This is a genomic window from Chryseobacterium ginsenosidimutans (assembly GCF_024807225.1).
GTDB classification, from domain to species: Bacteria; Bacteroidota; Bacteroidia; order Flavobacteriales; family Weeksellaceae; genus Chryseobacterium; species Chryseobacterium ginsenosidimutans.
This window is the reverse complement of sequence record NZ_JANUCO010000001.1, coordinates 1,388,026-1,400,618: the sequence shown is the minus strand read 5'-3', so window position 1 is coordinate 1,400,618 and position 12,593 is coordinate 1,388,026. Positions and strand designations below refer to the sequence as shown.

Sequence of the window (12,593 nt, the reverse complement as noted above, 5' to 3'; positions counted from 1 at the left end):
AAATTCGTATTTTTGCAGATTCAAAATAGCAGAACCCAATTTATGGAACTTATTCACAGAAACTTAGCCATCGGAATTCACGATGCTTTACAAGAAACATTTTTCGAGAAAAATAAATATGCTGATAAAGTAATCGAAAGACTTTTAAAAGCACACAGAAAATGGGGAAGCCAGGACAGAGCTGTTGTTTCTGAGATTTTCTATAACATCATCCGTTGGAAAAAACGTTTGGAATATTATATGGGAGAAGGTGTAAAACCTAATAACATTTACAAACTTATCATCGCATATCTGCTTTGGAGCAAAACAAATTATAAAAAATTCGAGGAATTCGACGGAATAAAAATCGCCGATATCCTTACGAAGCTTAAAAAAAATACCGTTCCTACAAAAGCGATCGAGTATTCTATTCCTGAATGGTTGGCTGAAACTTTGGAAAAAGAATTAGGTCCGAAATGGGAGAAGGAAATGCAGGCTTTGAATGAGCGGGCTCCAACGGTTTTAAGAGCAAATTCTCTAAGAACTACTCCACGAGAGCTTATTGCTGATCTTTCTGCTGAAGGTGTGGTTGCTTATCCTATCAAAACTTATCCGGATGCAGTACAATTGGAGGAAAAAAAGAACGTTTTTCTTACGACTGCTTTTAAAGAAGGTTTATTTGAAGTTCAGGATGCGTCTTCACAAAAAATCGGATATTTTCTTGATGTAAAAGAAGGACAGAGAGTTGTGGATGCTTGTGCAGGTGCAGGTGGAAAAACACTTCACTTAGCTGCTTTGATGGGAAATAAAGGACAAATCATCGCTTTAGATATTTTCGAATGGAAATTGGCTGAGCTGAAACGTCGTGCAAAAAGAGCCGGAGCTCATAACATCGAAACACGAATGATTTCTGATACGAAAGTGATTAAAAGACTTCACGATAAAGTTGACAGATTATTGATCGACGCACCATGTTCTGGTCTTGGAGTTTTGAAAAGAAATCCGGACAGCAAATGGAAAATCGATCAAGATTTTATCGACAGAATTAAAAAAGAACAACAGCAGATTATTCAGGACTATTCTAAAATGCTTAAAGTAGGAGGAAAAATGGTGTATGCAACGTGTTCTATTTTACCTTCAGAAAACAATGAGCAGGTAGAAGAATTCGTAAAAAACAATCCGAATTTCAAAATGGTGAAAGACGACAAAGTAATGCCAAGTCAAGGCTACGACGGATTCTACATGGCGTTAATCGAAAGACTTTCTTAAACGAAAATTAACAATATTAAATCATACAAACTACTCTATTTTTAGGGTAGTTTTTTTTGTTAAATCACATCAGACAAATCAAAACAAAAACCTGAATATCAAATACTTATTAAACTATTTTTGAAACAAGTGTAACTTTTACAGAATATTTCCTACCTATACAATGAAAGCTATATAAAATTTTGCAAAGTTGATAGTCTGTTAACTAACATTTATCTTTGTGAAAAAACCATCATTCATTATGCATCAGAGAATTTTATTAAGTTTCTTTACCTTTTTATTTTGTCTGTCTTTTGCGCAGACTTATGAAATTCAATACATCAGCTCTTCCAACGGAAAAGTTTTGACCGACCAGTCTCCTACTTTGGTTTGGGCAAATGAAAAGGAAAATTTTATCCTAAATAATAAAATCAGAGAACAAAAAGCCGATCTTCCGTTCGAAATAACGAAAATTGAAAAGCCATCCAACACGATCATTTCTTATGCATTTTTGAAACCTTCAGAAATTATTTCAACTTCTGATGCAGAAGCGATCGGAAAGCAAACTTTCGAATTCACCAACGAGACCAAGAAAATATTAGGTTATAACTGTAAAAAAGCAGTCACTAAAATCAATTCAAACACCATTGAAGTTTGGTACACGAATGATTTAAAAATTCAAGGCGGACCTTCAAGTATCGGACAAAATTTGGGTTTTGTTCTGGAAATTGAGAGAAATAAAAATTCTTTAATTACAGCCAATTCCATTAAAAAAGTTAAGAAAACAGATATTGAAAACCTTCTTAAAGGTTCTATTAATTCGACAGATCAACTAGGATATAAAGATCTTTTATGGAAAAGCCGATTCACTACTTTGAAAGTTTTTGATAATGAAACGATCAACTTTTCTGATGAATCAAAATCTGATGAAACTATAAAAAGATTTGGCAACGGAACGATTATTCTTAAAAAAATTAAGTTTCCGAAAATTTCGAAGGGTGAAAATATTTTCGCTGAATTAAAGCAACAATCTAACGGAGATGCTTACGACAGAAACCGGAACCGTATTTTTCGTTCCACAAGACAAATCTCAGTCTTTCTTCGACGGGCTGGAAAAAGGTGTAAAAACACTCCCGATTTATGACAACGGAAACGGAAAGCAATATTACGGAATAACCGCGACCGACAACTACAATCCGACCATTGAAATGATGCGTTTTTTCACGGCTTTCGGGATCAATAAATTCAATCATATTCAATTAAAAGATAAAAACTGGCAAACGATAAGTCCGTATCGACAGGATATTACTGACTTAAAACCCGCTTTAAGCGAAAAAGAATTATGGATAGGGACATTCATCGGAAACTACGACAAAGGCGGTCACAAAGTGAGTCTGGAAATTACGATTCACAAAAGCGATCAGACTATTTACAAGAACAATACCGTGATTCCTTTATTCAATACTTTAAATATTATGGAAATGGCGGGACAGGATTATTCTACCATGTTCAATAACGATAAAGGATTATGGGTAGAATTTACATTAAAAAAAGACCTGAAAAACGCACAACTGAAATATATTACAACCGGTCACGGTGGTTGGGAAAACGGCGACGAGTTCGTTCCTAAAGCCAATTCTATCTTTCTTGACGGGAAAATGACCTATTCTTTTATACCGTGGAGATCAGACTGCGGTTCTTACCGTCTTTACAATCCTGCTTCAGGAAATTTCGCGGACGGACTTTCATCATCAGATTTAAGCAGATCAAACTGGTGTCCCGGAACAGTTACCAATCCTAATTTTATTCCTCTTGGAGACTTAAAAGCCGGCAAACATACCATTCAGGCGAAGATTCCTCAAGGTCCTACGGAAGGAACAAGTTTCAGTTCGTGGAACGTCTCAGGAGCTTTACTAGGGTCTGAATAAAACAAAACCTTCTCGCAAACTGAATTGCAAGAAGGTAAAAACACAAATGATGAAAAAAAATTATTTCGAGCCACAAAGGAAAGGCAAAAATTCGTATAATAAATTACCATAGATTAAGAAATATTAATTTTTTATTTCGTATGAGGGCAATGAATTCGATTGCACAACTGCCCAACGAAAAAAATTAACTAAAATGACATTTTTTACCAACCAAAGTTAAAAATTTTCTCTTATTTAATCAATTTAATTAAAAATATTAACTTAATTGAAATTTTTATTGTTATTTTTAAACCACTAATCTAATTTTGTTTAAAATTAAATAATAAAAAATGTGTGGAATCGTATGCTTGTTTGATGCCAAACAAAAAACAGAAACATTAAGACCTCAAGTTCTTGAGATGTCAAAAAAAATCCGTCACAGAGGTCCGGATTGGAGCGGTGTATTTCAGGATGATAAAGTAGTTTTCTCTCATGAAAGACTGGCAATTGTAGATCCTACCTCAGGAAAACAGCCTTTATTTACAAAAGATGGAAAAGTAGTGTTGGCCGTAAATGGTGAAATTTATAATCACAGAGAATTAAAAGAAGAATTTCCTGATTACGAATTTCAGACTCAATCTGACTGCGAAGTTATTTTAGCACTTTACAGAAAATACGGAAAAGATTTTATTGAAAAATTAAACGGAATTTTTGCTTTCTCTCTATACGATACAGAAAATGATGTGTATTTAATTGCCCGCGATCATATGGGAATTTGCCCTCTTTATCAGGGTTGGGACAAAAACGGAAACTATTATGTAGCTTCAGAATTAAAAGCGTTGGAAGGCGTTTGCAAAACCATCGAAACATTTTTGCCGGGACATCTTGTGTACAGCAAAGACGGAAGCGAGTTACAACAATGGTACAAAAGAGACTGGGAGAGTTTTGATAACGTAAAAGACAACGAAACTGATATTGATAAAATAAGAAAAGGGCTTGAAGACGCAGTTCACAGACAATTGATGAGCGATGTTCCTTATGGAGTTCTTCTTTCCGGCGGTCTGGATTCTTCCGTAATTTCTGCCATTACAGCAAAATATGCAAGACAGAGAGTAGAAAGTGGCGACACTCAGGAAGCTTGGTATCCGAGATTGCACAGTTTTGCAGTTGGTCTGGAAGGTTCTCCGGATTTGGCGGCGGCACAAAAAGCGGCAGAACATATTGGTTCGGTTCACCATGAAGTTAATTTCACCGTTCAGGAAGGTTTGGATGCGGTTCGCGATGTTATTTATCATCTGGAAACGTATGACGTAACGACAATCAGAGCTTCCACTCCGATGTATCTTTTGGCGAGAGTTATTAAATCAATGGGGATAAAAATGGTGCTTTCCGGAGAAGGTTCTGATGAATTATTCGGCGGGTATTTATATTTCCATAAAGCTCCGAATGCAAAAGAGTTTCATGATGAAACGGTAAGAAAATTAGGAAAACTTCACCTTTACGATTGTTTAAGAGCCAATAAAGCTTTGATGAGTTGGGGAATTGAAGGTCGTGTTCCGTTTTTAGATAAAGAATTTATGGATATTGCGATGTGCATTAATCCAAAAGATAAAATGGTACAAGCCAACGAAAGAAAAATTGAAAAGTGGGTATTGAGAAAAGCTTTTGAAGATATTCTTCCGGAATCGATTGTCTGGAGACAGAAAGAACAGTTTTCTGACGGCGTTGGATATTCATGGATTGATAATTTAAAAGCTGTTGCCGAAAAAGAAGTGACCGATGAAATGATGACCAGTGCAAAATTCAGATTTCCATTAAATACTCCTCAAAACAAAGAAGAATATCGCTACAGAACGATTTTTGAAGAACATTTCCCAAGTGAAACTTCTGCGGCAACGGTTCCATCTGTTCCTTCAGTCGCGTGTTCTACGCCAATCGCTTTGGAATGGGACGAAGCTTTCAAAAACATGAACGATCCGAGTGGCAGAGCCGTGAAAGTACATGAAACATCGTACGACAAATAATGATGATTTATAAATGATAAATGATGAGTTTACGATCTTTAATTACACTAATTTTTAAGCTCTGAAATCTGCGATTTAAAAAATAAATTTATTAATCCTGTAGCAATACAGGATTTTCTTTTGAATTAACGATAATAATATTATGAGATTTTAACTGTTAATCAAAAATAATATCTAATAAATAATTATATTTGGAAAACGAAAATATCAATTATAAAAAAATGAGAAGAAACATTACTATCTTATTTGCTTTATTAGCCATGACTTTTGCTTTTGGACAGGGAAAATATGGTAAATATCTTAGCTCCAAGAAACTTGCAATGGTGTATAAAAACGTAAAAGATGGCGATAAAGACGACTTTTACCAACAATATTACTGGCTGGTAAAAGCTGAGCAACTGAAAACGTATCCTCACCTGAAAGATGTAAAGCCTAAAGTTTTATATGAGTTTGTAAAAAAAGTAAATCCTCAGAACCTGACGAAAAAGCTTGATGCAAGAGGAAAAGAATTGAGAGCAACTGCAGAATTATCTTTAAATCAATATTTCAAAAATAAAAATTTGGAGAACAATTCTGTCTTAATGTATAATATTGAAACCTATGTTGATCCTTCAAAAGGTGAATATTACACAAAAGTTGATCCGGAAAAAATCAAGGAACTGGTTCCGAAAGAACTTTACGCTTTCAACTCTGAGAACAGAAATAAAGGAGAAGAGAAAACATACTATCTTTGGATTAATAAGGCAAAAGACGATTTCAATATCGTAGACATCATTCCTGAAGAGAAAGAAAATAAAGCTTTCTATGCAAGAGTGAAGCAGTATCTTCCAAGCTACAAATTCTCTAAATATGTTCCATCAGTAAAAAAAGGTACAAAAACAGACAGAACAGATGCAGATTTCTACTACATCATGCCGTTTGAACAAAACACTGATAACATTGAGTACAAAACAACAGATTTCAAAACTTTCGAATTGAGCCAGTACAGAAAAGCAGGCGACGAATGGAAAGGAGTAGAAAAGCCTAGAAAATAAATTAAAAAGTCTTGTGAAATTTCACAGGACTTTTTTTAATCTAAAAAACCAGCGCCGGTTTGTCTTTCCGTAGAAATCTAGGCTTAGTTTAAGATATCTGAAATTTTAAATTTAAAAACCTATTTAAGGAATAAATATTGCTTTCAACAACTATCCTTATTCCTTAAACTAAAACAAATCTGGACTATTTAATTTCCAGTACCATCACATGTCAGAAGTAATTTCGCAACCCAATTCAATAAAAAAAATTCTCCCACTGATTCTTGCGACAGCAATTTTCATGCAGATGCTGGATTCTACCATTCTGAATACTTCTTTGCCCTCTATTGCAAAAGATTTACAAGAATCTCCGCTCAATATGCAGAACGCCATTATCAGTTATGTTCTTACTTTAGCGGTTTTCATGCCTGCAAGCGGATTTTTGGCGGATAGATTTGGGACGAAAAAGGTTTTCATTTTTTCTTTGGTACTTTTTAGTTTAGGATCACTGTTTTGTTCTTTATCACAAAACCTTACGCACCTTGTTATTTCCCGCGTTATTCAGGGAGTTGGAGGAAGTTTGATGACACCTGTCGGAAAATTAGCATTGATAAAAACTTTCGATAAAAGCGAATTATTAAAAGCCATGAATTTCGCCATCATTCCCGCTTTAATCGGGCCGGTTCTAGGACCTTTGGTTGGAGGTTATATGGTAGATTATCTTTCCTGGCACTGGATTTTTTTAATTAATATCCCAATTGGAATTCTGGGAATTGTTTTAGGACTGAAATATATGCCCAATTACAAATCCGCCGCTGTAGATTTTGATTTAAAAGGCTTCCTGATTTTCGCAGCAGCTTCTCTCCTACTTTCGGTTTCGTTAGAACTTTTCGGAGACATGCAGAATACAACGCCCGTTTTGGTCGTTTTCATTTTGGGTTTCCTTTGTATGTACTATTATTACAGACATGCCAAAAAAGACGAAAGCCCGATCTTTCCACTGAATTTATTCCAAGTTCGAACTTTCCGCGTTGGAATTGTCGGAAATCTTGCCACAAGATTAGGAATCAGTTCCGTTCCGTTATTATTACCATTAATGATTCAGATTGCGTATAAACAATCCGCCGTAACTTCCGGTTGGATCATCGCTCCAATGGCATTAACAGCGATGTTTGGAAAATCGTATGTTATTAAAATTTTAGATAAATTCGGTTACAGACAAACCTTGATGCTCAATACCTTCATCATCGGAACATTGATTTGTCTTTTAGCCATCCCGAATATCCACAATTCTCTCTATTGGTTCGTCCCGATTATTGCGGTATTAGGATTTTTCAACTCGATTCAGTTTACCTCAATGAATACCATTTCCATTGCCGATCTCAGAAACTTCCAGACCAGTAGCGGAAATTCATTAATATCAGTCAATCAACAACTTGCCATTGGTTTCGGAATTGCTTTCGGATTAATTGTTTTAAAAATATTTGAAAACACCGATCTTATCAAAGGCGAAATTCACAATGCTTTCAGACTTACATTTTTATCAATTGGTCTTCTTACCATCGTTTCAGGACTGGTTTTCCGAAGACTTCACATTTCAGACGGAAAAAATATGAAATCAAAAGAAGAGTAAATGAATGATTAATTATAAATGATTAATTTTTCTTTTTCGGAGCTATTTCCCGCTTTCTGCTGTATCTTTTTGGTCACGGACTTCGCTTCGCTCCGTCTGCAACCAAAAAGGATGTCGCGACAATCGGGGCTATTGTTGTAAAATTGATGACTTCCGAAACCTCAACCCTCATTGAAATTTTAGCCCTTTCCAATATTTCTTAGTGAAATAAACCTCATAGGTTTTAAAAACCTATGAGGTTTGACCACGTAAAATATACCATAAAAAACTGACAACAATCAACCAAAAACCAACACCCCTCTCTTACTTACCACAGATCAATGCACCTGATTTCCAACTCACTTACATTTGTTTCATAATACCAACAATATTATGGCAACTAAAAAAGTAGAAATCGTGGTATCTCCGAAACCCGCTCATTTTGTGGGCGATGGATTTCGGGTTCACAATTTTATTCCGGGAGTTCAGGGATTGGATATGAAGAGAATGGATCCTTTCATTATGCTTGATTATAATTCGAAATTTCATTTTAACGGGACAGATAATCCACGCGGTGTCGGAGTGCATCCTCACCGAGGTTTTGAAACCGTGACGATAGCTTACCATGGCAAAGTTCAGCATCACGACAGCGCAGGTGGAGGCGGAATTATCGGTGAAGGCGATGTACAATGGATGACGGCCGCAAAAGGTGTTCTTCACAAAGAATATCATGAAACGGAGTGGGCAAAAGAAGGCGGAATTTTTCAGATGGTTCAGCTTTGGGTGAATCTTCCGTCGGTTTATAAAATGAGCTGTCCAAAATATCAGTCCATCAAAAATTCTGATATGGAAAAAGTTGATCTTGGTGAAAACGGATATATCGAATTGATTGCCGGAACTTATAAAGATCAAAAAGGTCCCGCTTTCACTTTCAGTCCCGTAAATATGATGAATGCAAAACTGAAAAAAGGGGGAAAAGCAGAATTTGATTTCCCTGCAAATTTCAATACTGCAGCTTTGATCATTGAAGGAAATATTATCATAAACGGTGAAGAAAAAGCTTCGACCGATCATTTGGTTTTATTTAAAAATGAAGGCGAAACTTTTACCGTTGAAGCTACTGAAGATTCGGTTGTTTTACTCATCAGCGGAATGCCTTTAGACGAACCGATTTATCCTCACGGACCTTTTGTGATGAATTCCAAAGAGGAAATTATGCAGGCTTTCGAAGATTATAATTTGGGAAGATTTGGGTATTTGGCAGATTAATTTAAGTTAAATAAAATTTGAATTATTCTTTTTCTTAATTTTATATGATTATGCTTTAGTTGGTTTTCGCAAAGACGCAAAGTTAATTACTAATCTCATGTTGTAAGACGCAAGGATTTTATCTGCGATAAAATTGATGATGCATACAACGAAAATCTTTGATTTTCTTGCACCTTAAAACTGTATTAAGATAAAAAACTTTGCGTCTTTGCGAGAATCCAACATAATCTGAAACCCAAAACCATGAAACCAGAATTTGAAAATATCCCTTTAATAAAAACAGAAACACGATTCGAAATAGAATTCAACGGAAATATTGCATTTATCGACTATCGGGAAATGGGAAGTCAAATTGTTTTAAACCATACAGAAGTAGATTTACTCATTTCAGGAACAGGCGCAGCTGCCGCAGTCGTGGAAAAAACGTTGAATTATGTCGAAGAACATAAAAAGAAAGCACTCCCATTTTGTCCGTACGTTCTGTCATTCATCAAAAAAAATCCAGAATGGAAACGTGTTGTCGACGAAAGATTTCATGGATATGAGCAACTTTAATTTTCATTAAAGCGCCATAAACATTGAAAAAATTGATTACATTAGCTTACATAAAATTTAAAAAACTACTTTACCTATCATGTCAAACATCGGACTTATCATTGAAGAAAAATCAGCAGATATAGGAAACTTTTTAGTGGGAAGACTGTTGCCTTTCCGCGAAAAAAGAGCAGTCGGACCATTCGTTTTTATAGATCATATGGGACCTTCTGAGCTTAAAGATTATCAAAATCTGGACGTTCCGCCACATCCGCACATCGGGCTTTCGACGTTAACGTATCTTTTGGAAGGCTCAATTTTCCATAGAGACAGTATTGGAAGCGCTCTTGAAATCAAACCGGGAGCAGTGAATTGGATGACTGCCGGAAAAGGTGTCGTACATTCGGAAAGAACTCCGGAATATTTGAGACATACCGATAAAAAGCTTCACGGTTTCCAGATTTGGGTAGGGCTTCCGAAACATCTAGAGCAGTCTGAACCTACTTTCAGTCATATTGAAGCCGATGAAATTCCGGTTTGGGAAGAAGACGGAATTCAGTATAAATTAATTGCAGGAGAAGCATTCGGAAGAAAATCTCCGGTTCCTGTTCACAGCAAATTGTTTTTTATTGAAATTAAAACAAAAGACGCAAAAAAATCAGCATCGGAAAAGATCTTTACGGAGAAGCTGCGATGTATGTTTTGGACGGAACAGTGACGACAGACGGAAATTCTTACGGTTCAAAACAATTGCTGATCGCAAAACAAACGCAACTTTGTGAATTTGATATGAGTGAAAACGGAACGGTTTATCTTTTCGGAGGCGAACCTTTCGATGAAGAACGTTTTATATTCTGGAATTTTGTAAATTCAGACAAAGAATTAATTGATAAAGCAAAAGTAGATTGGAATGACCAAAATCACGATGCTTTTCCTTTGGTTCCGGGAGATGAAGAAGAATATGTTCCGCTTCCAAAAGCAATTTTAAACAGAAAACCTTAAGATATTTAAAAATAAATGATGAAGATATTGGCATTTGCAGGAAGCACCTCTTCCACTTCGATCAACAAAGAACTGGTAAAATTTGTTTTAAAAGACTTTCAGAATGAAGAGATTAATTTAATTGATCTGAATGATTTCGACATGCCCGTTTTCTCCGTTGATCGCGAAAAGAAAGGCTTCCCCGATGAAGCGCATCAATTTTTAAAAGTCATTGAAGAATGCGATGTTATCATTTGTTCGCTTGCTGAACATAACAAATCGTACAGCGCGGCTTTTAAAAACGTTTTCGACTGGGCTTCAAGAATTAACGTAAAGGTTTTTCAAAACAAGCCGATGCTTTTACTGTCAACTTCTCCGGGAGGTTACGGCGGCGGAAATGTGATGAATACTGCAAAAACATTTTTTCCAAATTTCGGAGCCGATCTTAAAGATACCTTTTCACTTCCTAAATTTTATGAAAATTTTGATTTTGAAAGTGGTGTTATCAATCCGGATATGCTGAAAGATTTGAAAGATAAGATCGAAAATTTTAAAAGTCAAATTAAAAACAATGACTAAAGGAAGATTAGAAGCTTTCAGCGACGGTGTTTTGGCCATTATCATTACCATCATGGTTCTTGAATTGAAAGTACCCGAAGGCGGAAACTGGGCAAGTCTAAAACCAATGCTACCCAAGTTTTTAGCTTATATTTTCAGCTTTATCTATGTCGGAATTTATTGGAACAATCATCATCATTTGTTTCAGGCGGTAAGAAAAGTGAACGGAAGTGTTCTTTGGGCAAATCTTCATCTGCTGTTCTGGCTTTCATTAATGCCAATTGCCACAGAGTGGATCGGTGCAACACATTTTGCAGAAAACCCTGTCGCAGCTTATGGTGGCGCACTGGTAATGTGCGCCGTTGCCTATACAATTCTGGAAAATGCCATTATAAAATGCGATTGCGAAAATTCTAAACTTACACAAGCGATACATTCAAAATATAAAGAATACGGGTCTATTGTTTTGTATGCTTCTGGGATTATTATCTCATTTTATTATCCTTATCTTGCTGTAGCTTTATATTATCTTGCAGCTATGATATGGCTGATTCCTGACAAAAGAATTGAAAAATCATTAGAAGAGGAATCATAAATCATCAATTAAAAACAAATAACCAATGTCAATTATAGCAAAAGCAAGTCTTGGAAAAGAAAAATATTATACTGAAGTTGTCGCTGGTGAAAACACTCTGATAACCGACGAACCCGTAGATAAAGGCGGACAAAATAAAGGATTCAACCCTTTCGAAATCCTTGCTACTTCTCTGGCAAGCTGTACCGCAGCAACACTAAGAATGTACATCGACAGAAAAGAATGGGATGTAGAAAAGATAAATGTACAAGTAGAACTTGAAGTCTTCCCTTTAACAAAAAGAACGATTTTCAATACGGATATCAGCTTTGAAGGAGCCAATCTGGATGATGAACAAATCAGCAGGCTTCATACGATTGCAAAGGCATGTCCCGTTCATAAAATACTAACAAACGATATCGAAATATTAACCAAATTTTCATAATATGATTGAAATAAAGCAAAACAACGACGAAAAACACGGAAATTTTGAAGCATTCATAGAAGGGAACCGCGCAGGTTTAATGACTTATACTTGGGCTGGAGAAGAAAGATTCATTATAGACCATACTGAAGTAGAAGAAGAATACAACGGAAAAGGTGTAGGCAAAGAAATGCTTTTGGCGGCAGTAGATTTTGCAAGAAAAAACGGAAAAACGATTATTCCGCTTTGTCCTTTTGCAAAAGCGAGCTTCCAGAAACATGAGGAGCTTCAGGATGTATTGGTAAATCAGACTCAGGCTTAGTTTTTAGGCTAAGATTAAGGTTGAAATTGATGATTTAAAGCTATATCTAAATTTTAATCTTAGAATAAAATATACAAACCTTTCGGAACATACATCCGGAAGGTTTTTTCTTTTTAAACAGACCATAAAAAAACTATATTTGTAAAAT

Annotated in this window: 12 protein-coding genes and 1 pseudogene; all 13 read left to right on the top strand. The window is 35.7% G+C overall.

The features are described 5' to 3' along the window. Positions 1 to 42 precede the first annotated feature (42 nt). The 13 genes and pseudogenes from J3D55_RS06810 to J3D55_RS06750 all read left to right on the top strand — a co-directional run bounded on the left by J3D55_RS06810 (position 43) and on the right by J3D55_RS06750 (position 12,445). Positions 43 to 1,248 carry an RsmB/NOP family class I SAM-dependent RNA methyltransferase gene (locus tag J3D55_RS06810; protein ID WP_259129459.1) on the top strand — a complete coding sequence of 402 codons (1,206 nt, stop codon included), beginning with the start codon at positions 43 to 45 and terminating at the stop codon, positions 1,246 to 1,248. Between the two features lie 241 nt (positions 1,249 to 1,489). Then, complete coding sequence (locus J3D55_RS06805; protein WP_259129457.1) at positions 1,490 to 2,371, top strand: GLPGLI family protein; 882 nt, start codon at positions 1,490 to 1,492, stop codon at positions 2,369 to 2,371. Continuing rightward, positions 2,268 to 3,155 (top strand): peptide-N-glycosidase F-related protein, encoded by an 888-nt coding sequence (locus tag J3D55_RS06800; RefSeq protein ID WP_259129454.1) that lies wholly within the window; start codon positions 2,268 to 2,270, stop codon positions 3,153 to 3,155. Before J3D55_RS06805 ends, J3D55_RS06800 begins: the two co-directional genes overlap by 104 nt. A 329-nt stretch (positions 3,156 to 3,484) precedes the next feature. Then, positions 3,485 to 5,158 carry an asparagine synthase B gene (asnB, locus tag J3D55_RS06795; RefSeq protein WP_259129452.1) on the top strand — a complete coding sequence of 558 codons (1,674 nt, stop codon included), beginning with the start codon at positions 3,485 to 3,487 and terminating at the stop codon, positions 5,156 to 5,158. 221 nt (positions 5,159 to 5,379) lie between these two features. Then, complete coding sequence (locus J3D55_RS06790; protein ID WP_259129451.1) at positions 5,380 to 6,192, top strand: hypothetical protein; 813 nt, start codon at positions 5,380 to 5,382, stop codon at positions 6,190 to 6,192. A gap of 208 nt (positions 6,193 to 6,400) precedes the next feature. Next, complete coding sequence (locus J3D55_RS06785; protein WP_259129450.1) at positions 6,401 to 7,804, top strand: DHA2 family efflux MFS transporter permease subunit; 1,404 nt, start codon at positions 6,401 to 6,403, stop codon at positions 7,802 to 7,804. 372 nt (positions 7,805 to 8,176) lie between these two features. Continuing rightward, positions 8,177 to 9,052, top strand: coding sequence for a pirin family protein (locus tag J3D55_RS06780; RefSeq protein ID WP_259129449.1), 876 nt, complete (start codon positions 8,177 to 8,179; stop codon positions 9,050 to 9,052). A 243-nt stretch (positions 9,053 to 9,295) separates the two neighbouring features. Beyond that, positions 9,296 to 9,607, top strand: coding sequence for a GNAT family N-acetyltransferase (locus J3D55_RS06775; RefSeq protein ID WP_259129446.1), 312 nt, complete (start codon positions 9,296 to 9,298; stop codon positions 9,605 to 9,607). A gap of 79 nt (positions 9,608 to 9,686) precedes the next feature. Continuing rightward, a pseudogene (locus tag J3D55_RS06770) lies at positions 9,687 to 10,588 on the top strand (pirin family protein). 18 nt (positions 10,589 to 10,606) lie between these two features. Continuing rightward, the gene (locus tag J3D55_RS06765) at positions 10,607 to 11,146 is read left to right on the top strand and encodes an NADPH-dependent FMN reductase (RefSeq protein ID WP_259135043.1); all 540 of its coding nucleotides are present in this window, start codon (positions 10,607 to 10,609) and stop codon (positions 11,144 to 11,146) included. Next, positions 11,139 to 11,720 (top strand): TMEM175 family protein, encoded by a 582-nt coding sequence (locus tag J3D55_RS06760; RefSeq protein ID WP_259129444.1) that lies wholly within the window; start codon positions 11,139 to 11,141, stop codon positions 11,718 to 11,720. The genes J3D55_RS06765 and J3D55_RS06760 overlap by 8 nt, the downstream gene beginning before the upstream one ends. 25 nt (positions 11,721 to 11,745) lie before the next feature. Continuing rightward, positions 11,746 to 12,144 carry an OsmC family protein gene (locus J3D55_RS06755; protein WP_259129442.1) on the top strand — a complete coding sequence of 133 codons (399 nt, stop codon included), beginning with the start codon at positions 11,746 to 11,748 and terminating at the stop codon, positions 12,142 to 12,144. 1 nt (position 12,145) lies between these two features. Then, positions 12,146 to 12,445, top strand: a complete 300-nt coding sequence (locus tag J3D55_RS06750; RefSeq protein ID WP_259129440.1) for a GNAT family N-acetyltransferase — start codon at positions 12,146 to 12,148, stop codon at positions 12,443 to 12,445. Positions 12,446 to 12,593 lie beyond the last annotated feature (148 nt).